The organism is Kitasatospora sp. NPDC004669, from assembly GCF_040609455.1.
GTDB lineage: Bacteria > Actinomycetota > Actinomycetes > Streptomycetales > Streptomycetaceae > Kitasatospora.
This window is the reverse complement of the sequence record NZ_JBEXKB010000027.1, coordinates 75,155-100,185: the sequence shown is the minus strand read 5'-3', so window position 1 is coordinate 100,185 and position 25,031 is coordinate 75,155. Positions and strand designations below refer to the sequence as shown.

Annotated in this window: 20 protein-coding genes; 7 read left to right on the top strand and 13 right to left on the bottom strand. The window is 73.0% G+C overall.

The features are described 5' to 3' along the window. The first annotated feature begins 101 nt into the window (after positions 1-101). The gene (sepH, locus tag ABZW30_RS22830) at positions 102-1,181 is read left to right on the top strand and encodes a septation protein SepH (RefSeq protein WP_355672995.1); all 1,080 of its coding nucleotides are present in this window, start codon (positions 102-104) and stop codon (positions 1,179-1,181) included. Positions 1,182-1,292: 111 nt separating this feature from the next. Here the strand turns inward: sepH and ABZW30_RS22825 are convergent, their stop codons facing one another. Continuing rightward, positions 1,293-2,168: a sulfurtransferase gene (locus tag ABZW30_RS22825; protein WP_355672994.1), complete on the bottom strand. Its 876-nt coding sequence runs from the start codon at positions 2,166-2,168 to the stop codon at positions 1,293-1,295. A 166-nt stretch (positions 2,169-2,334) separates the two neighbouring features. Between ABZW30_RS22825 and ABZW30_RS22820 the strand changes: the two genes are divergently transcribed. Next, positions 2,335-3,075 carry a VOC family protein gene (locus ABZW30_RS22820; protein ID WP_355673011.1) on the top strand — a complete coding sequence of 247 codons (741 nt, stop codon included), beginning with the start codon at positions 2,335-2,337 and terminating at the stop codon, positions 3,073-3,075. A 134-nt stretch (positions 3,076-3,209) separates the two neighbouring features. On the opposite strand, the gene ABZW30_RS22815 is transcribed toward ABZW30_RS22820, so the two are convergent. The 4 genes from ABZW30_RS22815 to ABZW30_RS22800 all read right to left on the bottom strand — a co-directional run bounded on the left by ABZW30_RS22815 (position 3,210) and on the right by ABZW30_RS22800 (position 8,697). Continuing rightward, positions 3,210-3,866 carry a thymidine kinase gene (locus ABZW30_RS22815; RefSeq protein ID WP_355672993.1) on the bottom strand — a complete coding sequence of 219 codons (657 nt, stop codon included), beginning with the start codon at positions 3,864-3,866 and terminating at the stop codon, positions 3,210-3,212. A 61-nt stretch (positions 3,867-3,927) separates the two neighbouring features. Beyond that, on the bottom strand, positions 3,928-5,115 hold the full coding sequence (locus ABZW30_RS22810) for a nucleotide pyrophosphatase/phosphodiesterase family protein (RefSeq protein ID WP_355672992.1): 1,188 nt from the start codon (positions 5,113-5,115) through the stop codon (positions 3,928-3,930). A gap of 46 nt (positions 5,116-5,161) precedes the next feature. Continuing rightward, positions 5,162-5,758: a DUF5998 family protein gene (locus ABZW30_RS22805; RefSeq protein WP_355672991.1), complete on the bottom strand. Its 597-nt coding sequence runs from the start codon at positions 5,756-5,758 to the stop codon at positions 5,162-5,164. Positions 5,759-5,850: 92 nt separating this feature from the next. Next, complete coding sequence (locus ABZW30_RS22800; protein WP_355672990.1) at positions 5,851-8,697, bottom strand: GNAT family N-acetyltransferase; 2,847 nt, start codon at positions 8,695-8,697, stop codon at positions 5,851-5,853. A gap of 226 nt (positions 8,698-8,923) precedes the next feature. Between ABZW30_RS22800 and ABZW30_RS22795 the strand changes: the two genes are divergently transcribed. After that, positions 8,924-9,205, top strand: a complete 282-nt coding sequence (locus tag ABZW30_RS22795) for an HPr family phosphocarrier protein (RefSeq protein ID WP_355672989.1) — start codon at positions 8,924-8,926, stop codon at positions 9,203-9,205. Positions 9,206-9,266: 61 nt separating this feature from the next. On the opposite strand, the gene ABZW30_RS22790 is transcribed toward ABZW30_RS22795, so the two are convergent. The 3 genes from ABZW30_RS22790 to ABZW30_RS22780 form a co-directional block, all read right to left on the bottom strand. Continuing rightward, positions 9,267-10,460: an RtcB family protein gene (locus ABZW30_RS22790; protein WP_355672988.1), complete on the bottom strand. Its 1,194-nt coding sequence runs from the start codon at positions 10,458-10,460 to the stop codon at positions 9,267-9,269. Positions 10,461-10,782: 322 nt separating this feature from the next. Continuing rightward, complete coding sequence (locus ABZW30_RS22785) at positions 10,783-12,171, bottom strand: pitrilysin family protein (protein ID WP_355672987.1); 1,389 nt, start codon at positions 12,169-12,171, stop codon at positions 10,783-10,785. Next, positions 12,168-13,499 (bottom strand): pitrilysin family protein, encoded by a 1,332-nt coding sequence (locus ABZW30_RS22780; RefSeq protein WP_355672986.1) that lies wholly within the window; start codon positions 13,497-13,499, stop codon positions 12,168-12,170. Before ABZW30_RS22780 ends, ABZW30_RS22785 begins: the two co-directional genes overlap by 4 nt. A 305-nt stretch (positions 13,500-13,804) precedes the next feature. Here ABZW30_RS22780 and ABZW30_RS22775 point away from each other — a divergent pair, with 305 nt between their 5' ends. Both ABZW30_RS22775 and ABZW30_RS22770 read left to right on the top strand, forming a co-directional pair. Next, positions 13,805-16,255: a DNA topoisomerase IV subunit A gene (locus ABZW30_RS22775; protein WP_355672985.1), complete on the top strand. Its 2,451-nt coding sequence runs from the start codon at positions 13,805-13,807 to the stop codon at positions 16,253-16,255. Between the two features lie 93 nt (positions 16,256-16,348). Continuing rightward, the gene (locus tag ABZW30_RS22770) at positions 16,349-17,251 is read left to right on the top strand and encodes a sucrase ferredoxin (RefSeq protein WP_355672984.1); all 903 of its coding nucleotides are present in this window, start codon (positions 16,349-16,351) and stop codon (positions 17,249-17,251) included. An 88-nt stretch (positions 17,252-17,339) separates the two neighbouring features. Here ABZW30_RS22770 and ABZW30_RS22765 read toward each other — a convergent pair whose 3' ends face one another. Genes ABZW30_RS22765 through ABZW30_RS22755 form a run of 3 tightly spaced genes read right to left on the bottom strand, consistent with a single transcriptional unit; the run spans position 17,340 to position 20,130 of the window. After that, complete coding sequence (locus tag ABZW30_RS22765) at positions 17,340-18,398, bottom strand: ABC transporter substrate-binding protein (RefSeq protein WP_355672983.1); 1,059 nt, start codon at positions 18,396-18,398, stop codon at positions 17,340-17,342. Between the two features lie 36 nt (positions 18,399-18,434). Next, positions 18,435-19,280 (bottom strand): ABC transporter permease, encoded by an 846-nt coding sequence (locus ABZW30_RS22760; protein WP_355673010.1) that lies wholly within the window; start codon positions 19,278-19,280, stop codon positions 18,435-18,437. A gap of 25 nt (positions 19,281-19,305) precedes the next feature. Beyond that, a complete protein-coding gene (locus ABZW30_RS22755; RefSeq protein ID WP_355672982.1) occupies positions 19,306-20,130 on the bottom strand; it encodes an ABC transporter ATP-binding protein in 825 nt (274 codons plus the stop codon). A 241-nt stretch (positions 20,131-20,371) separates the two neighbouring features. Between ABZW30_RS22755 and ABZW30_RS22750 the strand changes: the two genes are divergently transcribed. Together ABZW30_RS22750 and ABZW30_RS22745 are read left to right on the top strand one after the other, a co-directional pair. Beyond that, positions 20,372-21,973 (top strand): sensor histidine kinase, encoded by a 1,602-nt coding sequence (locus tag ABZW30_RS22750; RefSeq protein WP_355672981.1) that lies wholly within the window; start codon positions 20,372-20,374, stop codon positions 21,971-21,973. After that, positions 21,973-22,659: a response regulator gene (locus ABZW30_RS22745; RefSeq protein ID WP_355672980.1), complete on the top strand. Its 687-nt coding sequence runs from the start codon at positions 21,973-21,975 to the stop codon at positions 22,657-22,659. Before ABZW30_RS22750 ends, ABZW30_RS22745 begins: the two co-directional genes overlap by 1 nt. A gap of 100 nt (positions 22,660-22,759) precedes the next feature. Here the strand turns inward: ABZW30_RS22745 and ABZW30_RS22740 are convergent, their stop codons facing one another. Both ABZW30_RS22740 and ABZW30_RS22735 read right to left on the bottom strand, forming a co-directional pair. Continuing rightward, on the bottom strand, positions 22,760-24,439 hold the full coding sequence (locus ABZW30_RS22740; RefSeq protein ID WP_355672979.1) for a cation acetate symporter: 1,680 nt from the start codon (positions 24,437-24,439) through the stop codon (positions 22,760-22,762). Beyond that, positions 24,436-24,981, bottom strand: a complete 546-nt coding sequence (locus tag ABZW30_RS22735) for a DUF485 domain-containing protein (RefSeq protein ID WP_355672978.1) — start codon at positions 24,979-24,981, stop codon at positions 24,436-24,438. The genes ABZW30_RS22740 and ABZW30_RS22735 overlap by 4 nt, the downstream gene beginning before the upstream one ends. Positions 24,982-25,031 lie beyond the last annotated feature (50 nt).

Genomic DNA, 25,031 nt, shown 5'->3' with positions numbered 1-25,031 from the left:
GCGGCGAGCCCGGGCGTGAGCCCGACACGCCGGGGAACTCAGCAAGGTTGTGGCCAGTCGCGAGTGGGCAGGCCACACTCAGTACGGGAGCAGCGACGCAGGTGACGTCGGCAGGCACCACCCGGGAGGTAACCGTGCCCGAACTGCGGGTTGTGGCCGTCAGCAACGACGGCACACGGCTGGTGCTCAAGGCTGCCGACAGCACGGAGTACACCCTCCCCATCGACGAGCGGCTGCGCGCCGCCATCCGCGGCGACCGGCCGCGCCTCGGCCAGATCGAGATCGAGGTCGAGAGCCATCTGCGCCCCCGGGACATCCAGGCCCGGATACGAGCCGGTGCCTCCGCCGAGGAGGTCGCCCAGGCCGCCGGCATCTCCGTCGACCGGGTCCGCCGCTTCGAGGGACCGGTCCTCGCCGAGCGCGCCTTCATGGCCGAGCGCGCCCGCAAGACCGCCATCCGCCGCAACGGCGAGTCCCCCGGGCCGCAGCTCGGCGAGGCCGTGGCCGAGCGGCTCGCGCTGCGCGGCGCCGAGAAGGACACCGAGCGCTGGGACTCCTGGCGGCGCGACGACGGCACCTGGGAGGTCATCCTCGCCTACCGGGCCGACGGCGAGGGCCGCAGCGCGTCCTGGACGTACGACCCGCCCCGGCGCCTGGTCCAGCCCAACGACGACGAGGCCCGCGCGCTGATCGGTGAGACCGTCGAGCGCGAGGAGGACTCGGTCTTCCCGTTCATCCCGCGGATCGCCCGGCTCCCCCAGGACCGGCCGCCCCGCCCGATGATCGACCGGCCCTCCGCCGACCGCATCATGTCGGCCCGCGAGGTCCGCGAGTCGCGGGAGGCCACCGCCGATTCCCGGGACTCGCTGACCAGCCTGCTCGACGTGGTCCCCGCCTTCCGCGGCGACCTCGCCGTCGGCGGCCCCACCCCGATCGAACCGGTGCCCGCCGAGGTCGCCGAGGAGAGCGAGGAGCCGGCCGCGGCCGCCGCCCCGGCGGTCGGCGCGGGCTCGGCCTACGCCGACATCCTGATGCCGCGCGCGGTCGCCCCGCACCGCGAGCGCCTGGTCGGCACCACCGACCGGCAGGCCGAGGCGGACGGCGTCCGGCCCGGACGCCGGGCCACCGTGCCCAGCTGGGACGAGATCGTGTTCGGCAGCCGGCGCAAGAAGCAGGAGTAGGACCGACGCCGAAGGGGCGGGAGGCTCGGCCTCCCGCCCCTTCGGCATGTCCGAGGACCTGTCTCTTGAGTTATGCCGGACCAGGCAAGAACCCGGGAGACAGGCCCGGGCTCAGCCCGGCTGGTCGGTCACCGCGACCGGGCGGCTCTCGTCGCTCGACCACTCGCTCCACGAACCCGGGTACAGCGTGGCGTTCAGGCCCGCCACCGTCAGCGCCAGAATCTGGTGCGCCGCCGTCACACCCGAGCCGCAGTACACCGCGGTCTCCCGCTCGCCCGCGCCCAGCGCCCGGAACCGGGCCGCCAGTTCGGCGGCCGGCCGGAACCGGCCGTCCGGGCCCACGTTCTCGGCCGTCGGCGCCGACACCGCACCCGGGATGTGCCCGGCCCGCGGGTCCACCGGCTCGGTCTCGCCCCGGTAGCGCTCGCCCGACCGGGCGTCCAACAGCAGACCGCTGCGCGCCCAGGCCGCCGCACCGTCACCGTCCACCGTGGGCAGCTGCCCCGGAGCCGGCTTGAAGTCGCCCTCAGCCGGCTCCGGGAGCTCCGCCGTCACCGGCAGCCCGGCCGACTGCCAGGCCGCGAAGCCGCCGTCCAGCACCTGGACGTCCCGGTGCCCGGCCCAGCGCAGCAGCCACCAGGCCCGGGCCGCCGCCATCGAGGCCGCGCCGTCGTACACCACGACCGGGCGCTCGGTGCTCACCCCGAAGCGGCGCATCGCAGCGCCGAACTCCTCCGGGTCCGGCAGCGGGTGGCGCCCGCCCCGGCCGGGGGCACCGGGCACGGCGGCGAGGTCCCGGTCCAGCTCGACGAAGTGGGCACCGGGCAGGTGCCCCGCCCGGTACTCCTCGGCCGCGGTCGGGCCGCCCGGTGCTGCGCCGACCAGCTGGTAGCGCACGTCCAGCAGCACCGGCGGGCACGCGGAGTCGAGCGCCTGCGCCAGCTCGGCCGCGGAGATCAGCGGGGAACCGTCGTTATAGGTGGTCATGCCGGCCATTGTCGCGCAACACGCCCGAGCCACCCCTCTTTGTGCGCTCTTTGCCGGATTTTCCGCGCGGCCCGAGGGTTGGGCGCGCGCCAGGGTGGAAGCATCACCCTCGCGCGCGAGGATTTCCGTGCGCCAACCACCCACGAGGAGGCCCGCATTGCCCGCGGTGGAACTCCGACTGGCCCAGGGCACGCCCTGCTGGGTCAGCCTGCTGACCGACGACCTGCCCGGCGCCCGCGCCTTCTACGGCGAGCTGCTCGGCTGGACGTACTCCCCCGGGCCGGGCCAACTCGGCGCCTACGTCCGGGCCGAGCTCGACGGGGAACCCGTCGCCGGCCTCGGCGTCTCCACCGCCACCGGCTTCCCGGTGCAGTGGACCACCTACTTCGCCGTGGACGACGCCGACCGCACCACCCAGCTGGTGCGCGAGTGCGGCGGAACCGTCGCCGTCGGGCCGCTGCAGGCCGAACGCGCCGGGCGGATGGCGATCGCCGCCGATGTCTCCGGCGCCGTCTTCGGCCTCTGGCAGGGCGAGGAGCACCTCGGCCGGGAGGCCGGGGCGGAACCCGGCGCACCCGCCTGGGCCGAACTGCTCACCCCGGACTCGGACGGCGCCGCCGTCTTCTACGCCGCCGTGCTCGACCGCCCGGTCCGGCCCACCGGCGGCGAGTCCGCGCTCCTCGTGCACGGGCGCCCGGTCGCGGGCATCCGCCACCGCGCCGACCTGCGCGGCCACCCGCCGCGCTGGCGCACCCACTTCGCCGCCCGGGACGTCGTCCTGACCGCCCGTCACGCCGTCGAGCTCGGCGGCCGCGTCCTGGTCGAGCCGCACGACACCGCCCGCGGCCGGGCCGCCCAGCTGGCCGACCCGCAGGGCGGGCACTTCTCAGTGCTCGAGGCGCTGTAACCCGCCCCGCTGTGACTCGCCCACTCGCCTCCGGGGCGCTCTGACCCGATGCCGACGGTCGTCGCTCCGGCGCTCGTCCCTCGCTTGTCGCTCCTCGCTTTCGGCACCGGCGCGCCCCTTCGGCTCGGGGTGGGTCAGGCCTGCTGCTCCTCGAAGGGCAGCACGTCCGGGGAGAGCACCGAGGCGCGGGCGGTCGCGGCGGTCAGCCGGCGGCGGTGGTGCCGGCGGCACAGCACCTCGTAGCCGACCTCGTCCTCGTTCACCGAGATGTCACCGATCACCACCTGGGCGCCCTCGACCACCATCACCCCGCCGACCGTCCGGGCGTTGTGGGTCGCCCGCGCGCCGCACCAGCACAGGGCCTCGACCTGGAGCACCTCCACCCGGTCGGCCAGCTCGATCAGCCGCTGCGAACCGGGGAACAGCCGGGCGCGGAAGTCGGTGGTGATGCCGAAGGTGTAGACGTCGATGTCCAGCTCGTCCACCACCCGGGCCAGTTGGTCGACCTGCTCGGCGGCGAAGAACTGCGCTTCGTCGCAGATCAAGTAGTCCACCCGGCCGCCCGCCGAGAGCCGCTGCACCACGTGCGCGTGGAAGTCGAAGTCGTCCGTCACCTCGACCGCCTCGGCGCGCAGGCCGAGCCGGCTGGAGATGGTCGCCGCGCCCGCGCGGTCGTTGCGGGTCAGGATGACCCCCTGCCGGCCCCGCGCGGTGTGGTTGTGGTCCATCTGCAGCGCCAGCGTCGACTTGCCGCAGTCCATCGTGCCCGAGAAGAACACCAGTTCAGCCATGGGTGGAGCAAGGGCCTTTCACATCAAGGGGGTTCGGGCACAGGGAAATCAAGGGGCCGGCTCAGCCGCGGACTTCGAGCAGCGGCACGAACTGCTCGACCGGGGTCATCGAGCCGTGCAGGCCGATCATCGCGGACTCACCGGGCTCGTTGCGGGAGGCGGTGATCGCGATGTCGTCGCGGGCCGCGGCGACCACATCGCCGATCCGCCGGTACACCCGCTCGTCCACGGTCGGGCCGAACCAGCCCGCCGCGATCGCCTGGTCCCGAGTGGCCACCCACATCCGGTCGCCGAGCACCTCGCTCCAGACCGCGTGCACATCGGCCGCGGCGCCCGGTACGGCGTACACGTGCCGGGCCCGGCCCTCGCCGCCGAGCAGGGCGACGCCCGCGCCGAGCTCCCAGTCCTCGTCGAAGTCGATCCGGTCCTCCGGCGCGATGTCGATCATGCCGTGGTCCGCGGTCACGTACATCGCCGAGCGCGGCGGCAGCTGCTCGGCCAGCCGGCGGGCCAGCCGGTCCACCGCGTCCAGGGTCATCCGCCACTCGTCGGAGTCCACGCCGAAGCGGTGGCCCGCGCCGTCCAGCTCACTGACGTAGGTGTACACCAGCGCCCGGTCGTGCTCGGCGAGCCAGGAGGCGGCCAGGTCCATCCGCTCCTCGCCCGTGGTGCGGCCGAGGAAGGTGCCGCCGGACAGCGCCACCTTGGTCAGCGGGGTCTGGGCGAACAGCGGGGAGGACACCTGGGCGGTCGCCACCCCCGCCTGATGGGTGAGCTCGAATACCGTCGGGTACGGCTGCCAGGCCTGCGGGTCGGTGTGCGGCTGCCAGCGCAACTGGTTCATCAGGTAGTCGGCGCCCGGCACCGCCACCGTGTACCCGGCCAGGCCGTGCAGGCCCGGCGGGGTGCCGGTGCCCACCGAGGCCAGCGAGGTCGCGGTGGTGGACGGGAAGCCCGCGGTCAGCGGACGGCCGGTGCCGCCCAGCGAGCTCCCGGCCAGCGAGGACAGGAACGGCGCGTACTCGGGGTGGCGCAGCAGCAGCTCCCAGCCCAGGCCGTCCACCAGGAACACCACGGCCCGGTCGGCCGGGGCGATCGGCAGCGTCGCGGTGAACCCCGGGACGCCCAGGCCCGCCGCCACCGAGGGCAGCAGGTCACAGAGCGAGCCGCTGCCGTACGGGGGCGCGGGGGCCGAGGCCGGGTCAAGGATCTCGAAGGCGTCGTAGCCGTCGAAGGGTGCGAAGGACATGGAACCGGATTCGTAGCGGTCGGAAGCTGCGGAGCTCAGCCGGGGCTCAGACCCGCGGGCCGTTGCTGATCGTCGCGTCGGACAGCGCCCGGGCGAACACCAGCGCCTGGGCCACCGTCTCCGGGCCGTCGCCGGCCTCGCTCACCCGCAGTGAGAGGTCGTCAGCCGTCGCCGAGCCGGTGTAGCCGTGGTCGGCCTCACAGTTCGGGTCCGAGCAGCCGGCCGGCTCCAGGTCCAGGCGCTGCACGGCGCCCCAGCCGATGGTCAGCACCACCTCGCGGGGCAGCGTCCCCGGGGTGTACGTCTCCGGGTTGGCCACCATCCGGCTCACCACGACCGAGCCGATCCGGTCCAGCCGGACGCTCTCCGTCGAGGTCGTCGCGAACGGCACCGCGGGGCTGCCCGCGTCGCCCGACTGCTCGTCGGTGTGGCTCACCACGAACCGGGTCGGGGTCAGCACCAGCACCGTCACGTGGCGGCGCACCTCGTTGGAGTCGAAGGTCGTCTCCTGGTGCACCAGGTAGGAGCCGATCGGCTCCGGACCCACCGCGGACTCCACCGCCTCGGACACCAGGGCCGGGTAGTAGCCGCTGCGCTCGATCGCCGAGCGCAGGTCCTGAGTGGTGGTACCGGTCTTCGCCATAACTCCATCCTGGCATGGTCCGCCGACGAAGCGGGCGGCACGGCGCCGAGCTTCGGACATCAGCGCCCACGGGCAGGCGCAACCAAGGAAGGTTACAGCGTGCTCATCGCGCGCGGGCCCAGATCGCTGCGGACGGGCAGTGGCGCGACCCGCACCCGCGCCCCCAGGATCGCCAGTCCGTGCGGGGCCACGACCACCGGTTCGAGATCGACCGAGGCGATCTCCGGCACGTCGTCCACCAGCTGCGACACCCGCAGCAGCAGCTCCTCCAGGGCGCCGGTGTCCACCGCCTCGGCCCCGCGCCAGCCGAACAGCAGCGGCGCCGCCCGGACCTCCCGGATCAGGCCTGCGACGTCCTGGTCGGTGGCCGGAACCAGGCGGTGGGCCACGTCGCCCAGCAGTTCGGCCGGGGCGCCGGCCAGTCCGAAGGAGAGGATCGCGCCGACGGCCGGGTCCACCGTGGCGCCGATCACGGTGTCCACCCCGCGCGGGGCCAGCCGCTGCACCACCAGCTGGGCCCCGGCCGCGCCGCCGAGCAGGGCGTCCAGCTCGCGGTGGGCGCGGCGCAGGCCCGGCTCGCCGGTCAGGTCGAGCCGGACGCTGCCCAGGTCGGGGCGGTGGCGCAGGTGCGGGGCGGTCGCCTTCAGGGCCACCGGGTAGCCGAGCCGTTCGGCGGCCCGGACGGCGCTCTCCTCGTCCGGGGCGGGCAGCGTCGGCGAGACGTCGATGCCGTAGCGGGCCAGCAGCTCCTGGGCCTCGGCCTCGGCCAGGGTGATCCGGGCGCCGCCGGGCTGGGTGCGCGCCGCGACCGCGGCACGGGTGCTCAGCGCCCTCGCCACCAGGACGCGGGCGCCGGGCTCGTCGATCCGGTCCAGCTCGGGGACCCGCGCCGTCTCCTCCGCCTCGGCGGTGCGGCGGCGCCACTGGGCGTAGTGCACGGCGTGCGCGAGGGCGTGCACGGCACGCTCGGGCGCCGCGTAGGCCGGGATGCCGCCGGGGCGCAGCCGGACCGGCAGGTCGGTCAGGGCCAGGTGGGCCAGCACCAGGGGCTTGCCCAACTCCCGCGCGCGCACGCCCGCTTCGAGCAGGGCGGTGGCGATCTCCGGGTCGTCGGAGCCCATCTCGGGATCGCCCGGGCCGGTCAGCCGGCCGCCCATGAAGGCGTGCGCGGAGGTGCCGATCGGCGGGATGGCCACGGCGATCACGGCGTCCACGGCGGGATCGCTGAGCGCGACGTCCAGCGCGATCCGGAAGTTCTCGCCGGTCGCGGCCGTGGTGAGGTCGACGGGCGTGTGCGGACGCAGGCCGGCGCTCAGGCAGGCGTCGTAGGTGAGCAGGCCGAGCGAGTCGGAGTTGCCGACCACGGCGACCCGGTCGCCCGGCGGCAGCGGCTGCTGGGCGAGCAGTTCGCCGGTGTCGAAGAGCTCGGTGATGGTCGTCACCCTGGTCACACCGGCCTGTTCGAACAGTGCGTCCACGGTGGCGTCGCGCAGGCCGGTGGCGGTGGCGGGGACGGCGTGGCCGGGCGGCAGGCTGCCGGTGTGCCGGGCGCCCTTGACCACGACGACCGGCTTGACGGCGGCCAGGCGGCGCGCGATGCGGGTGAACTTGCGGGGGTTGCCGAAGGACTCCAGGTAGAGCAGCACCACCTCGGTGGCCTCGTCCTCGGCCCAGTACTGCAGGAAGTCGTTGCCGGAGACGTCCGCGCGGTTGCCGACCGAGGCGAAGGAGGAGACGCCGAGGCCGCGCTTGTGTGCGGCCTCCAGCAGGGCCACGCCGATCGCGCCGGACTGGCAGAAGATCCCGAAGCCGCCGCGGTCGGGCAGGTGCGGGGCGAGTGAGGCGTTCAGCGGACGCGCGGGGTCGGTGTTGATCAGGCCGAAGGCGTTCGGGCCGACCACCCGCATGCCCGCCGCGCGGGCCTGGCGGACCAGGGCGCGCTGCCGGCCCCGGCCCTCCGGGCCGGTCTCCGCGTAGCCTGCGGTGACCACCACCAGGCCCTGCACCCCGCGCGCGCCGCACTCGGCCACGGCCGCCGGGACGGCGCCCTCGGGGACGGCGATCACCGCGAGGTCGACCGGCTCGGGAATGTCCAGAATCGAACGGTGGACCGGGACGCCGTCCAGCTCGGTGCCGGGCGGGGCGTTGCGGTTCACCGCGTGGACGGCGCGCGGCTCGTCCTTGGGCTCGTACCGGCTCTCGAACTCGGTGTCGAAGCCGCCCAGCAGGTCCCGCAGGATGGCCCGGCCGACGGTCTGCGGGTTGCGGGAGACCCCGACCACGGCCACCGAGCGCGGGGTGAGCAGCCGCTGCACCGAACGGGCCTCGGCGCGGTGCTCGCGGGCGCGCATCACGGCGAGCGAGCGGTCGGTCTGTTCGAGGTCGAACTCCAGGCGCACCACGCCGTCGGCGAAACTGCGGCGCTGGGTGTAGCCGGCGTCGGTGAAGACCTTCACCATCTTGCGGTTCTCCGGCAGCACCTCGGCCTGGAAGCGGCGGATGCCGCGCTCCTGGGCGACGGCGGCGATGTGCTCCAGCAGGGCGGAGGCCACGCCGCGGCCCTGGTGGGCATCCTGGACGAGGAAGGCGACCTCGGCGTCCGTGCCGTTGTCGCAGGGGCGGCCCTCGGCGTCGATCCGGTCGTAGCGGACGGTGGCGATGAAGCGGTCCCGGATCACCACGGCGAGGCCGACCCGGTTCACGAAGTCGTGGTGGGTGAAGCGGCGGACGTCCTTGTCGGACAGCCGCGGGTAGGGGGCGAAGAAGCGGAAGTACTTGGACTGGTCCGAGACCTCTTCGTAGAACTCCACCAGCCGCCCGGCGTCGGCGGGGGTGATCGGCCGGATCCGGGCTGTGCCGCCGTCACGCAGCAGGATGTCGGCTTCCCAGTGCTGCGGATAATCGGGTTGCTCGGGGTTCGCCACCGCGGGGTCTTCCACATTCGTCAGGTTATCCGGCAGTGAGGCGAATGGCGCCGGTCGTGTGCTCGCGGCAGGGTGGACAGGGCCATCGGCCGGGCTTTATGCCCCGAAAAGAAACAATCACAAGTCCCGAACGCGGCGGCTCGAAGGGGTTGCCTGCATGCAACACTGGTCTAGACAACGCGGTCGTTTCCCCCGCTCCCCGAGCACGGCCGTGACCAGCTTCACCGGAAAGGCACGTCTCATGGCCGAGCGCCGCGTCACCATCGGTTGGGCCGAGGGCCTGCACGCCCGTCCCGCCTCCATCTTCGTCCGGGCCGTCACCGCCACCGGCGTGCCGATCACCATCGCCAAGCCGGGCGGCAACCCGGTCAACGCCGCCTCCATGCTCGGCCTCCTCGCCCTGGGCGCCCAGGGCGGCGACGAGGTCATCCTCGCCTCCGACGCGCTGGGCGCCGACGAGGCCCTCGACCGCCTCGCCAAGCTCGTCCAGGAGGGCCTCGACGAGCTTCCGGCCGCGGCCTGAGCCCTCGCAGCCGCCCGATCGGGGTGTCGCCACACTGTGGCGGCACCCCGATCCGTTTCGGTCAGCCCTTCACGCAGACCACCTGCTTGAGGTGCGCGACCACCTCGACCAGGTCCTTCTGCTGCTCGATGACCTTCTCGATGGACTTGTAGGCGCCCGGGATCTCGTCCACCACGCCGCTGTCCTTGCGGCACTCCACACCCTTGGTCTGCTCGACCAGGTCGCGCGTGGTGAACTTCTTCTTCGCCGCGTTGCGGCTCATCTTGCGGCCGGCGCCGTGCGATGCGGAGTTGAACGCCGCCTTGTTGCCCAGGCCGCGGACGATGTAGGAGCCCGTCCCCATGGAGCCGGGGATGATCCCGTAGTCGCCGCTGCCCGCCCTGATCGCGCCCTTTCGGGTCACCAGCAGGTCGACACCGTCGTACCGCTCCTCCGCCACGTAGTTGTGGTGGCAGCTGATGACCTCGTCGAACGCGACCTTCGCCTTGGCGAACTCGCGGCGGACGACGTCCTGGAAGAGCGCCATCATCAGGGCACGGTTGTGCTTGGCGTACTCCTGCGCCCAGAAGAGGTCCTGGCGGTAGGCGGCCATCTGCGGGGTGTCCGCGATGAACACCGCGAGGTCCTGGTCGATCAGGCCCTGGTTGTGCGGCAGCGAGCGGGCGACGCCCATGTGGTGCTCCGCCAGCTCCTTGCCGATGTTCCGGGAACCGGAGTGCAGCATCAGCCAGACCGCGCCGGTGGTGTCGACGCACAGCTCGATGAAGTGATTCCCCCCGCCGAGCGTCGCCATCTGCTGCATCGCCCGCTCACGGCGCCACTTGACGTCCTCCGCCACCCCGTCGAAGCGCTGCCAGAAGTCGTCCCAGCCCGCCGCGCGGAAGCCGTGCAGCTTGGTCGGGTCGACCGGGTCGGCGTGGAGGCCGCGGCCGACCGGGATGGCCTGCTCGATCTTGGAACGCAGGCGAGACAGGTCGTCCGGGAGGTCCTTGGCAGTGAGGGAGGTCTTCACCGCGCTCATCCCGCAGCCGATGTCGACGCCGACTGCGGCCGGGCAGACCGCGCCCTTCATGGCGATGACGGAGCCGACGGTCGCGCCCTTGCCCAGGTGGACGTCGGGCATCACGGCGAGGCCGTGCAGCCAGGGCAGGGAGCTGATGTTGCGCAGCTGCTGCAGGGCCGCACCCTCGACCGTCGCCGGGTCGGTCCACATCCGGATCGGCACCCGGATGCCCGGGACTTCGGTGTACGTCATGGTTGAACGACCTCCAGCGGTCGGGAGTTCAGAAGGAGAGCTGCCGCGCGAAAGCGAATCCCGGCGCGGCTCGGGGAAGTTCGGGGACGGGTGCGCTCAGGCAGCCGTGGCGAGGCATGGGAGATACGGCCTCGGGGAGCGTCGTCGTATGGTTCGCTCGACCCGCATGGTGACCGCCTCCCTTCGCTGCTCGCAGTTTGCACGTGTTGTGCGTCGGGGAACATCTATCCACGGAACGGGACGGCCCCGCAACGGATTTAAAAACGCGTCCGGCCCGGCGGAGCGGGAGGCTCCACCGGGCCGGACGACGGCGGCAGCAAAGTCAGCTGACGACGGTGACCTCGCCGATCCCGAGCGCCCGCACGTCCGCCTCGATCGCGGCGGCGTCGCCGACCAGGACGGTGACCAGGCGGTCCGGCGGGAAGGCCGCGACCACGGCCTCGGTGGCCGCGGCGGTGGGCAGTTCTGCGAGCTGGCGGTAGACCTCGGCCTGGTAGTCGTCGGCGAGGTGCTGCTCGACCTGGTCGGCCAGGGTGCCGGCGACCGAGCCCGCGGTCTCGTACTTCAGCGGCGCGACGCCGACCAGGAACTGCACGGCCTCGTCGCGCTCGGCGTCGGTGAGGCCCTCGGCGGCGAGGGTGCGCAGGATCGTCCAGGTGTCGGCGAGCGCGGGGGCGGTGGAGGCGGTGTCCACCGAGCCGCTGATGGCGAGCAGCGAGCGCCCGCTGCCGTCCGCGGCGGAGCGCAGCGGCTGGGCGAAGGCGCGGACGCCGTAGGTGTAGCCCTTCTCCTCGCGCAGGACGCGGTCCAGGCGGGAGGTGAGGGTGCCGCCGAGGCAGTAGGTGCCGAGGATCTGGGCGGCCCAGACCGGGTCGTGGCGGTCGGGCCCGATCCGGCCGATGAGCAGCTGGGTCTGGACGGAGCCGGGGCGGTCGACGATGACGACGCGGCCGCGGTCGTCGGCGGTGACGGCGGCGTGCGCGGAGGGCTCGGCGGCGGAGCCGGTCCAGGTGCCGAGGGTGCTCTCCAGCAGGGCGGGCAGCTCGACGCCGGTGAGGTCGCCGACCACGACGACGGTGCTGGTGGCCGGGCGCACGTGGGTCTCGTAGAAGGCCTTGACGGCGGCGCGGTCGATCGACTTGACGGTGTCGGCGATGCCGCTGCGGGGCCGGGAGAGGCGGTCGGCGGCGTCGAAGAGCTCGGCGTAGAGGGCCTTGGCGGCGCGCCGGGCGGGGTTGGCCTGCTCGTGGACGATCTCGTCCAGACGGTTGGCGACCAGGCGCTCGATCTCCTCCGCGGGGAGGGCGGGGGCGCGCAGGGCGTCGGCGAGCAGGGTGAGACCGCGCTGCAGCCGGGAGGCCGGGACCTCCAGGGAGACCCGGATGCACGGGTGGTCGGCGTGCGCGTCCAGGGTGGCGCCGGCGCGCTCGAGCTCGCCGGCGAACTCCTCGGCGGTGAGGGTGTCGGTGCCCTCGTTGAGCGCTCGGGCGAGGATCGCGGCGATGCCGTCGAGGCCCTCGGGCTCAGCGGCGAGCGGGGCGTCGAGGAGGACCTCGACGGCGACCAGCTGCTGGCCGGGCCGGTGGCAGTGCAGGACGGTGATGCCGTTGCCGAGGGCGGAGCGCTCGGGGGCGGGGAAGGCCCAGGGGCTGGGGGTGCCGGGCTGGGGCTGGGGGTGGAAGGTCATCGCGGGGACGTAGTCGGTGCTCATACGGCGGCACCCTCCTCTTCGGAAGCGGCGTCGGAAGCGTCGGTCGGCTCGTAGACGAGGACGGCCCGGTTGTCGGGGTGGAGCCGGGCCTTGGCGACGGCCTGGACCTCTTCGGCGGTGACGTCGAGGACCTTGGGGAGGGCGTCGTTCAGCAGCTTGGGGTCGCCGAACAGGACGGCGTAGCGGCAGAGTTCGTCGGCGCGGCCGGCGACGGTGGTGAGCCGGTCGAGCCACTCGCGCTCGATCTGCGCCTGGGCGCGCTCCAGCTCCTCGGCGGTGGGGCCCTCGGCGGCGAAGCGCGCGAGTTCCTCGTCCACGGCGGCGTCGATCTGCTGGAGCGTGGCGTCGCCGGAGGTCTTGACGTCGAGCCAGCCGAGGCTGGGGGCGCCGGCGAGGCGGAGCAGGCCGAAGCCGGCCGCGACGGCGGTGCGGTCGCGGCGGACGAGCCGGTTGTAGAGCCTGCTGGACTCGCCGCTGCCGAGGATGGTGAGGGCGAGGTCGGCGGCGTCGGCCTCCCGGGTGCCGTCGTGCGGCAGGCGGTAGGCGGCCATCAGGGCGCGGGAGGGGACGTCCTCGCGGATCTCCTCGCGCAGCTCGCGGCCGATGGTGTCGGGGAGTTCGCCGGAGCGCGGGGGCTGCTTGCCGTCGTGGGCGGGGATGGAGCCGAAGTACTTCTCGACCCAGGCGATGGTCTGCTCGGGGTCGATGTCGCCGACGACCGACAGCACGGCGTTGTTGGGCGCGTAGTAGGTGCGGAAGAACGCGCGGGCGTCCTCCAGCGTGGCCGCGTCCAGGTCGGCCATGGAGCCGATCGGGGTGTGGTGGTACGGGTGGCCGTCGGGGAAGGAGAGCGCGGTGAGCTTCTCGAAGGCGGTGCCGTACGGGACGTTGTCGTAGCGCTGGCGGCGCTCGTTCTTGACGACGTCGCGCTGGTTCTCCATGGACGTCTCGTCGAGGGCGGCGAGCAGCGAGCCCATCCGGTCGGCCTCCAGCCAGAGGGCGAGCTCCAGCTGGTGGGCGGGCATGGTCTCGAAGTAGTTGGTCCGCTCGAAGCTGGTGGTGCCGTTGAGCGAGCCGCCGGCGCCCTGGACGAGTTCGAAGTGGCCGTTGTTGGAGACGTTGGCGGAGCCCTGGAACATCAGGTGCTCGAAGAGGTGGGCGAGGCCGGTGCGGCCCTTGACCTCGTGGCGGGAGCCCACGTCGTACCAGAGGCAGACCGCGGCGACCGGGGTGAGGTGGTCCTCGGAGAGGACGACACGCAGGCCGTTGGCCAGGCGGTGCTCGGTGATGGCGATGCCTCGGCTGGAGGCGGGGGCCGGGTTGGCCATGCGCTCGGGTCCTTCCCGTCGTCGATGTCGGGGTTCGTGTGGCGTCCCCCATTGTGGTGCAACGCGTGGAGGGCGTGTTTGTGTCCGCGCGGACGGGGCGTTCGCCAGGGGCGGAAGAGGGCCGCTGACCGGGAGTGTCGGCGGGAGGGTCCACAATGGGGGCGCCGCGCCCTGTTGACGGCGCCCGGTTGACGGGTCCGGCGGCAGGGCGGCCAAGCAGGACGGCAAGGCCTGTCCGACCGACCGACGACGGCCGACGACCGACCGACGACACAGCCAGCGACACGTAAGGGAGCCCCGCCGCGATGGCCCGCCGCAGTTCGCAGACCCCGCCGCCCGGAGACTTCGAGGAGCGGATCCTCGACGTCGACGTCGTGGACGAGATGCAGGGCTCCTTCCTGGAGTACGCCTACTCGGTGATCTACTCGCGTGCGCTGCCGGACGCGCGGGACGGTCTGAAGCCGGTGCACCGCCGGATCCTGTACCAGGCCAACGAGATGGGCCTGCGTCCGGACCGCGCGCACGTGAAGTGCGCCCGTGTGGTGGGCGAGGTGATGGGTCGGCTGCACCCGCACGGTGACGCGTCGATCTACGACTCGGTGGTGCGCATGGCGCAGCCGTTCTCGATGCGGCTGCCGCTGATCGACGGGCACGGCAACTTCGGTTCGCTGGGCAACGACGACCCGCCGGCCGCGATGCGCTACACCGAGTCGCGGCTGACGGCCGCCTCGATGGCCATGGTGGAGTCGATCCACGAGGACACCGTCGACTTCGGGCCGAACTACGACGGCAGCGAGCAGGAGCCGCTGGCGCTGCCGGCCGCGTTCCCGAACCTGCTGGTGAACGGCGCGACGGGCATCGCGGTCGGCATGGCGACGAACATGCCGCCGCACAACCTGTCCGAGGTGGTGGCGGCGGCCCGGCACCTGATCAAGCATCCGAGCGCGGACCTGGACACGCTGATGCGGTTCGTGCCCGGTCCGGACCTGCCGACGGGCGGGCGGATCGTGGGCCTGTCGGGGATCCGGGACGCGTACGAGTCGGGCCGCGGCACCTTCAAGATCCGGGCGACGGCGACGGTGGAGTCGGTGACGGCCCGCCGCAAGGGCATCGTGGTGACCGAGCTGCCGTACAACGTCGGCCCGGAGAAGGTCATCTCGAAGATCAAGGACCTGGTCAACGCGAAGAAGCTGCAGGGCATCGCGGACGTCAAGGACCTGACCGACCGCGAGCACGGGCTGCGGCTGGTGATCGAGGTGAAGAACGGCTTCGTGCCGGAAGCGCTGCTGGAGCAGCTCTACAAGCTGACGCCGATGGAGGAGACCTTCGGCATCAACAACGTGGCGCTGGTGGACGGCCAGCCGCTGACGCTCGGGCTGAAGGAGCTGCTGGAGGTCTACGTCGACCACCGCTTCACCGTGGTGCGCCGGCGCAGCGACTTCCGTCGGCGCAAGCGCGAGGAGCGGCTGCACCTGGTCGAGGGTCTGCTGGTGGCGCTCGTCGACATCGACGAGGTCATCGCGATCATCCGGTCGAGCGACAACGCCCAGCAGGCGAAGGAGCGCCTGATGGAGCGCTTCTCGCTGTCGGAGACGCAGACGGCCTACATCCTGGACACCCCGCTGCGGCGGCTGACCCGCTTCGACCGGGTGGAGCTGGAGCAGGAGAAGGAGAAGCTGACCGCGGAGATCGCGGACCTGACCGAGATCCTGGAGTCGGACACCAAGCTGCGCAGCGTGGTCTCCTCCGAACTGGGCGCGGTGGCCAAGCAGTTCGGGACGGAGCGGCGCACGGTCCTGCTGGAGGCGGGGGCGGTTCCGTCGGCGACGCTGGCGGTGCCGCTGGAGGTCGCCGACGACCCGTGCCGGGTACTGCTGTCCTCGACGGGGCTACTGGCGCGGACGGCGGACGGCGAGCCGTTCGAGGTGTCGGAGAAGCGCTCCAAGCACGATGTGATCGTGTCGGCGGTGCACGCGACGGCGCGTGCCGACGTGGGTGTGGTGACCTCGGCGGGCCGGGTGCTGCGGCTGCCGGTGATCGACCTGCCGGCGCTGCCGCCGACGCCGTCGCCGACGCTGGCCGGCGGTGCGGCGGTGGGCGAGTTCCTGCGGTTGGAGGCCGACGAGCGGGTGCTCGGGCTGACCACGCTGGACGAGTCCTCGCCGGGCCTGGCGCTGGGCACGGTGCAGGGTGTGGTGAAGCGGGTGGTGCCGGAGTGGCCGGCGAACAAGGACGAGTTCGAGGTGATCGCCCTCAAGGACGGTGACGAGGTGGTGGGCGCGGTCGAACTGCGCACCGGCGAGGAGGACCTGGTCTTCGTCACCTCGGACGCCCAGCTGCTGCGCTACCCGGCGGGCCAGGTCCGTCCGCAGGGCCGCCCGGCGGGTGGTATGGCGGGCGTCAAGCTGTCGGACGGCGCCCGGGTGCTGTCCTTCACGGCGGTGGACCCGGCCGCGGACGCGGTGGTGGTCTCGGTGGCGGCCGCCTCGGGCACGCTGTCCGGTGACGAGCAGACCAGCTGGAAGGTCACCCCGTTCGAGCAGTACCCGCGCAAGGGCCGCGCCACCGGTGGCGTGCGCTGCCAGCGCTTCCTGCGCGGTGAGGACCGCCTGGCCTTCGCCTGGGCCGGTGCCGCGCCCGCCCGGGCCGCCACCGCCAAGGGCGCCCCGGTCGACCTGCCGGAGCGCGACCCGCGCCGCGACGGCTCGGGCACCCCGGTGACCACCCAGATCGCCGTGGTCGCCGGCCCGGCGTAACGGGGACAGGGCGCACGGAGGGCAGGGGCCTGCGGGCTCCCGCCCTCCGGCGCACCCGGGCTGGGCCGAACCGCTGAGGGTAGCCTTACGCGGGTGAGCACCTGTGCGACCGTGTCGCGTGAACTTTCGGAGCCGCTGACCGCCACGGCCGCGGTCGCGGCCACCTGGCTGCTGCTGGAGCAGAACGGGCCCTGGGGCGCGAAGGCGCTGGGCGAGAGCCACCTGGACGCGGCCGTGGGGCGGGCGCTGAACGCGGCCGCGGCGGGGACGGGGGTGCGGATCGCGCTGATCCGGCGGCCCGGCCGGCACGCGGACTGCCTGCCGACGTCGCGGCACGAGGTGATCGTGGCGCACACGCTGCCGGGCCGCGGCTGGGTGCGCCGGGCGCAGGTGGCGGATCCGGCGGAGCTGCTGGAGCTGGACTTCGCGGCGCTGGGCGCCGGGGACCACACGGGTTTCGGGGTGGAGCACGTCGGCGGTCCGCTGGCGATGGTGTGCACCAACGGGCGGCGGGACCGCTGCTGCGCGCTGCTCGGCCGTCCGCTCGCGGCGGAGCTGGCGGCGGCCGGACACAGCGAGGTGTGGGAGGTGACGCACCTGGGCGGGCACCGCTTCTCCCCCACGATGCTGGTGCTGCCGTACGGCTACGCGTACGGACGGCTGACGCCGGAGACCGCCAAGGAGGTGCTGGCCGCGACGGCGGCCGGGCACATGGTGCCCGAGTGGGCGCGGGGCTGCTCGGGCTGGGAGCGCCCGGGCCAGGCGGCGGAGCACGCGGTGCGGCTGGCGACCGGCGAGACCGGGGTGGACGCGCTGACGCTGACCCAGCGGCCGGACGGTGAGGGCCGCTGGCTGGTCCGGGTGATCCACCGGGACGGGCGGGCCTGGGAGGTGGACGTGATCGAGGCGGTGAGCGAGCCGCCGCGTCCGGAGAGCTGTGGCAAGGCGGCGGGGACGCCCTCGCGGATGGACGTGCTGAGCGTCCGCGGGGTCTGACGACGGTCCGAACGGGAAGACGGGTCCGGACGCCACGGCGGCCCCGCGCCCGTGGGGGTGAGCGCGGGACCGCGGCGACGGCGGGGCCTCAGCCGGCGGCCTTGCCGACGAACTCCGTGGTGTACGTCTTGGACAGGTCGATCGTCCCTTCCTTACCTTTGACGTCCGGGTGGAAGGCGGCGAGCACCGCGAGCACGGTCTTGGGACCGTCCGCCGGCATCACCCCGTCGGTGGTGAACATCGGCAGGGTCGACGTGATCGCCGCCGCGTACTGCTCGGCGCCGCCCTGCGCGTAGTCGGCGGGCATCTTCGCGGCGATCTCCTCCGGGGTGTGGGTGGACATCCACTTGAGGGTCTTCACGAAGGCGTTGGTGAGCTTCTGGGTGGTGTCCTCGTTCTTCTCCACCCACTCGGTGTTCATGTACAGCGAGGACGACGGGTAGAGCCCGCCGAGCGCCTGGCGCGAGCCCTCGGGGGTGCGCATGTCGTAGAGGATCTTGCCGAGGCCCTTGTCGAGGACGTTGGCGACGGTCGGGTCGGTGGTCATCCCGGCGTCGATGCTGCCCTGCTGGAGCGCGGCGATGAAGGTCTGGCCGGCGCCGACGGCGATCGGGCTGAACTCGCTGACGGCGGTGCCGTTCTTGACCGCGAGGTACTTGGTGAGGAAGTCGGTGGAGGAGCCGATGCTGGTGACGCCGAGCTTCTTGCCCTTGAAGTCGGCGCCGGACTTGATCGCGTCGGCCTGCTTGGCGGAGACGAGCTCGACCTCGCCGGGGGCCTGGGCGAACTGCACCACGGACTCGACGTGCTTGCCCTTGGCCTGCAGGTCGATGGTGTGGTCGTAGAAGCCGACGGCGCCCTGGACGTCGCCGGCCAGCAGCGCGGTGGTGGCGTTGACGCCGGCCGGCTCGCTCATCAGCTCGACGTTGACGCCGGCGTCGGCGAAGTAGCCGAGCCGCTGGGTGAGCATCGCGGGCAGGTAGATGACCTTGTCCAGGCCGCCGACCATGATCTTGACCTTGGGCCCGTCGACCTGCCGGCCGGCCGGGGCGGCGGCGCCGTGGGCGGAGGTGGCGGCGTCGTTGGCGCAGGCGGAGAGCGGGAGGAGCAGGACGGCGGCGAGGGCGGCGGCGACTGGTCTACTCATGGTGGGGGTGCCTCTCTGGCGGACGTGGAAAGGGGGTCAGCGGCCGTCGCCCGCGTCCGCGGGCTTCCAGCGGAACAGCTTCTTCTCGGCGTAGGTCAGCAGCCCCTCGGTCACCAGCGCGACGACCGCGAGGATGGTCATGGCCGCGTACACCCCGGCCGCGTTGAAGGTGCCCTGGGCGGCGGCGACCATCAGGCCGAGGCCCTTGGTGGCGCCGATGTACTCGCCGACGATCGCGCCGATCAGCGCGAAGCCGAAGCTGACGTGCAGGCTGGTGAAGATCCAGGTGGTGGCGGCGGGGATGACCACCTGCAGGGTGACCTTGCGGTTGTCGGCGCCGAGGACGCGGGCGTTGGCGACGAGGTTGCGGTCCACCTCGCGGGCGCCCTGGAAGGCGTTGAAGAACACCGGGAAGAACACCAGCACCACCGCGGAGGCGACCTTGGAGGCCGGGCCGAGGCCGAACCAGATCAGGAAGATCGGGGCGAGCACGATGCGCGGGATGGCGTTGAGCACCTTGATGTACGGCCCGAACACATCGGCCAGGAAGCGGATCCGGCCGAGTGCGATGCCCAGCAGCACACCGCCGATGACGCCGAGCACCCAGCCGGTGAGCGCCTCGTACAGGGTGTAGCCGATCTGCTCGCCGAGTGAGCCCTGCGCGGTGCCGTGGCTGACCCACTGCCAGATCTGGTCCCAGATCCTCGACGGCTGCGAGAAGTTGAACGGGTCGATGACGTTCGTCCGGGCGCACAGTTCCCACAACCCGAGGAAGGCCAGCAGCACCCCGATCCGGGCTCCGTAGACGCCCAACCTCCGGTTGCGGGCGGCCCGTTCACGGGCCTCGGTTCTCGTCGTGGCGGCCGCGGGCCTTCCCGCCACGGCCGACGCGGTCCCAGACGCGGTCTCAAGCGGCACGACCCACTCCTCTCTCCCGGGTGATGCGCACCTCTTCGCCGAGCGAGGCCCAGATCTCTCGGTACAGCTCGACGAACCTCGGTTCCAGCCGGACGGCCTCCACGGTGCGCGGTCGTGGCAGGTCGACCGTGAAGACCTCCTTGACGGTGGCCGGCCCGGCGGTCATCACCACGACCCGGTCGGCGAGCGCGATGGCCTCGTCCAGGTCGTGGGTGACGAAGACGACCGACGCCGCGTTCTCAGAGGAACCGGTCCCGGCCCACAGCTCCAGCAGCTGGTCGGACATCAGGGCGCGGGTCTGCACGTCCAGCGCCGAGAACGGCTCGTCCATCAGCAGGATCGCCGGGTCGTTGACGAAGGTCTGGGCGAGCGCGACCCGCTTGCGCATGCCACCGGACAGCTGGTGCGGGTAGCGGTCCTCGAAGGCGGCCAGGCCGACCCGGCCCAGCCAGTCCCGGGCCCGTTCCTTGGCCTCGACGGCCGGCACGCCGCGGAAGCGTGGCCCGGCCATCACGTTGGACAGCACGGTGCGCCAGGGGAAGACGGCGTCCTGCTGGAAGACGAACCCGACCTGCGGGTCGATCCCGCGCACGGGCTCGCCGTACACCCGGACCTCGCCCTCGGTGGGCTCCTCCAGGCCGCTGACCAGGGTCAGCGTGGTGGACTTGCCGCAGCCGGTGGGGCCGACGACGGCGACGAACTCGCCCTGGGCGACGGTCAGATCGAGATCGCGGACGGCGGTGTGCAGGGCCCCGGAGGGGGTGCGGAAGCGTTTCGTCGCGCCGGTCAGCTCGATCGCCGGGGTATTGGTCATGCGTTCCTCCCGGGTCAGTGCTTGCCCCGGAAAGGTAGGAGCGGGCCCGGCCCCAGCGGGAGCCTTCTTCGCGTAGTGCGACTTCTCCGCATTGAGGGGTGTTCTGCTCGTTTTGCTTCCGCTACAACTGCGGGGACGCGGCTGACAGAAACACGGCGGAAACATAGGGTGTCCCAACCCCCCGCCCGCACCGCCCCGCACCGCCCCGCAGCCGCCCCGCAGCCGCCGAGAGGAGGCCCGGATGAAGCTCCCCCACTGGCCCCGCCGGGTCTTCGCGCAACTGCTGCTGAGCCAGACCGTCGTCACCGTCGGTGTCACCACGGTGACCGCCGGGCTGTTCCTGGCCCCGGTCAGCAGCGAGCTGGACCACGACGCGATGCAGCGCGCGCTGTCCATCGCCCAGGCCACCGCCGCCGACGAGACCATCGCCCGGGCCGCCGACACCCGCGACGTGGTGGCCGCGCAGCGCAACGCCGAGCAGATCCGGCTGGCCACCGGCGCCAGCTTCGTGGTGGTCACCGACCTGGACGGGATCCGCCTCTCGCACACCGACCCGGGCCGGATCGGCCACCGGGTCAGCACCGACCCCGAGCCCGCCCTCAACGGCCGCAGCGTCACCGCCATCCAGCAGGGCACCCTGGGCCGCACCGCCCGCGGCAAGGTGCCGCTGCGGATGGCGGACGGCCGGATCGTCGGCGAGGTGTCGGTCGGCATCAGTGACGACTCGATCCGCCGCCGGCTGCTGAAGATGCTCACCGGCATCCTGCTGTGCGCCGGAGCGGGCCTGGCCGCCGGTACGATCGCCACCCTCGCCCTGGCCCGCCGGCTCAAGCGCCGCACCCACAACATCGCGCTCGCCGACATCTCCGCGCTGCTGGTCGAACGCGAGGCGATGCTGCACGGCATCCGCGAGGGCATGGTGGCGCTGGACGAGCGCGGCCGGATCCGGCTGGCCAACGACGAGGCGATCAGGCTGCTCGGCCTGCCCGAGGACTGCACCGGCCGCCCGATCGCCGAGGTACTGCCGCCTGGCCGGCTGACCGACGTGCTGACCGGCCGGATCACCGGCGCCGACCTGCCGGCCGTCCGGGACGACCGGGTCCTCGTGGTGAACCGGATGGTCACCGCCGAGGGCGGCGCGGTGGTGACGCTGCGCGACCGCACCGAGCTGGAGTCGCTGGTCCGCGAGCTGGACACCACCCGCAGCCTGACCGAGGCGCTGCGCGCCCAGGACCACGAGCACGCCAACCGGATGCACACCCTGCTCGGCCTGCTGGAGCTCGGCCGCCACGAGCAGGCGGTGGCCTTCATCTCCGAGCAGTCCGGCTCGCACGCCGCGGTCGCCGCCCGGATCGCCGAACAGGTGCAGGACCCGCACGTGGCGGCCCTGCTGGCGGGCAAGACGGCGGTGGCCGACGAGCGCGGGGTACGGCTGGTGCTGGCCCCGGCGGCCCACCTGCCGGATGCGGTGATGGACGCCCGGGCGCTGGTGACGGTGCTCGGCAATCTGATCGACAACGCGGTGGACGCGGTGGCGCCGCGGGCAGACCCGGGCGGTCGGGTGGAGGTGACGCTGGCCGCGGCCGGCTCCACCCTGCTGCTGCAGGTCGCGGACAGCGGCCCGGGCGTACCGGAGGAGCTGCGCGAGCAGGTCTTCGAGGAGGGGTGGACCAGCAAGGACGCACCCGCGCACCGTCCACGCGGGCTGGGCCTGGCCATGGTGCGACGGCTGGTCGAACGGACCGGCGGCCGGATCGTGCTCGACTCCGGCCCGCTCGGCGGCGCCCGGTTCACCGTCGAGCTGCCCGAGGCCCTGCTCACCACTCAGCTCGTGGAGGCGTGATGATCGACGTACTCGTGGTGGACGACGACTTCCGGGTCGCCGACGTGCACGCCGCCTACGTGGCCAAGGTGCCTGGCTTCCGAGTGACGGGCACCGCCCACTCGGCCGGGGAGGCTCTGGCCGCGCTGGAGCGCCGCCCGGTGGACCTGCTGCTGCTCGACCACCACCTGCCGGACGAGACCGGCCTGGCCCTGGTCCGCCGGCTGCGGGAACGCCAGGTGGCCTGCGACGTGATGATGGTGACCGCCGCCAGGGACGTCTCCACCGTGCACGCCGCGATGCAGCACGGCGCCCTGCAGTACCTGGTCAAGCCGTTCACCTTCGCCGGACTGCGGGAGAAGCTGGTCTCCTACGCGCAGCTGCGGCACGCACTGGCCGCACCGGCCCGGGAGGCCGGCCAGGACGAGGTGGACCGGCTGTTCGCGACCCTGCGCAGCGCCTCCGCCCCGGCCGGTGCCCTGCCCAAGGGGCACTCGGCACCGACCACCGACCTGGTGCTGGGCGTGCTGCGCCGGGCGGGCCGGCCGCTGTCCGCCCAGGAGGTCGCCGACGCCACCGGGCTCAGCCGCTCGACGGCGCAGCGCTACCTCAAGCAGTTGGAACGGGACAGCCGGCTGCGGCTGACCCTGCGTTACGGCGAGACCGGCCGCCCGGAACACCGCTACGGGCTGGCCGCCAGGGCGTAGGGCCTGTCTCCCGGATCCCTGCCGGGAACGCGGACATGGGGGAACCCCGGCGGCCCCAGGCCCGCCGGGGTTCCCCGGGGCACGGCGCTCAGGGCAGACCCTAGGCCGCGCCCGCACCGGTGAGGGCACGCACCTCCAGCTCGGCGAAGCGGTCCGCGTCGGCGGGCTCGGGCGAGGTGAGCGTCCCGATCCAGCCGGCCAGGAAGCCGAGCGGGATGGAGATCATGCCGGGGTTCTCCAGCGGGAACCAGTGGAAGTCGACGCCGGGGAACAGCGCCGCCTTGGTGCCGGAGACCACCGGGGAGAAGAACACCAGCACGATCGCCGGAACCAGCCCGCCGTACACCGACCAGACCGCGCCCCGGACGGTGAACCGCGACCAGAACAGGCTGTACAGCAGCACCGGCAGGTTGGCGGAGGCGGCCACCGCGAAGGCCAGGCCGACCAGGAAGGCGACGTTCAGGTGCTGGGCGAACAGGCTGATCACGATCGCGGCCGCACCGATCCCTGCGGCGGCGAACCGGGCGACCACCACCTCCTGCTGCTCGCTGGGCTTCTCCGTGACCTCGTCCGGACGGCCGCGCCGGGGGCGGTCGCGCCAGGCCCCGGCCCAGATGTCGTGGGCGAAGGCCGCCGAGGAGGCCAGGGTCAGCCCGGCGACCACGGCGAGGATGGTGGCGAAGGCGATCGCCGAGATCAGCGCGAACAGCACCACCCCGCCGGTGCTGCCGTTGCCGCCGCCGAGCACCAGGGCGAGCAGCGGAACGGCGGTGTTCCCGGCCGAGTTGGCGTGCCGCACCTCGTCCGAGCCGACCAGCGCGGTGGCGCCGAGACCGAGCGCGATGGCCATCAGGTAGAAGCCGCCGACCAGCCCGATCGCCCACATCGTGGAACGGCGGGCGGCCCGCGCGGTGGGCACGGTGTAGAAGCGGGACAGGATGTGCGGCAGGCCGGCGGTGCCCAGCACCAGGGCCAGGCCCAGGCTGAAGAAGTCCAGTCGGCTGGTGAGGGTGGCGCCGTACTTCAGGCCGGGTTCGAGGTAGCGCTGCCCGACGCCGCTGTGCTGGGCCGCCTGGCGCATCAGCTCGAACAGGTCGCCGCGGAAGCGGATCACCAGCAGCACGGTGAGCAGCACCGAGCCGGCGATCAGCAGGAAGGCCTTGACGATCTGGATCCAGGTGGTGGCCCGCATCCCGCCGACCGTGACGTAGACGATCATCAGGGCGCCGACCGCGATGATGGTCCAGGTCCGGGCCTGGGAGCTGTTGGTGCCGAGCAGCATGGCGACCAGCGAGCCGGCGCCGACCATCTGGGCGACCAGGTAGAGCAGGGTGACCACGACGCTGGCGCCGCCGGCCGCCGCGCGCACCTTGCGATGGCGCAGCCGCAGCGCGAGCACGTCGGCGAGGGTGTACCGGCCGGCGTTGCGGACGAGTTCGGCGACCAGCATCAGCACGACCAGCCAGGCGACCAGGAAGCCGATGCTGTAGAGCACGCCGTCGTAGCCGTACAGGGCGATCAGCCCGGCGACGCCGAGGAAGGAGGCGGCGGAGAGGTAGTCGCCGGAGAGGGCGAAGCCGTTCTGCAACGGGGTGAAGTCGCGGCCGCCGGCGTAGAAGTCCTCGGCGGCATTGCCCTGGCGGCCTACCCAGAGGGTGATGCCGAGGGTGACCAGGACGATGACGGCGAACAGCACGATCGCCAGGTTGTGATGGTCGCCGGTGGGGGCGACGGGCGGCGGGGTGGCGGTGGTCGTCACCGCGGTCATCAGGGTCGTCATCGCAGCTGGTCCTGGGTGTCCCAGCGCAGGCCCAGGGCGGCGCGGTCGCGCTTGGTCCGGGCGTTGCGGGCGTAGAGCCAGGTGAGGAGGAAGGTGGTGGCGAACTGCAGCAGACCGAGCAGCCAGGCCACGTTGAGCGGGCCGGCCACCGCGGTGCGCATCACGCCGGGGGCGGCGGCCTCGGCGGCGACGTACATCAGGTACCAACCGAGGAAGGCGCCGCTGACCGGGAAGACGAATGCCCGGTAGCTGCGGCGGATGTCCTGGAAGGCGGCGCCGGCCTGGACCGTTCGGTAGACCTCGGTGCTGTCGGTGGTGCTCTCCGGCGCCGGCTCCTGCCGGTGCGGGACGGCTGGCGCGGCCACCGGCTCGGCCGCGGCGGCTGTGGGCTGAACGGGGGTGGTGCCGACCGGCGCCGGCTGGGCCGGTACGGCCGTTCGGCGGAACCCGACAGCAGGCTCGGACGCGGTGGCGGCGGCCGGAACGGCCCACCATTCGAATCGCTGCCCCTGGCCGGGACTGCTGGTCTGCTGCTGTGGCACTGCTGCTCCTGGGCCGGGCCGGGCGATCTGACCCGAACCATCATGGGGGC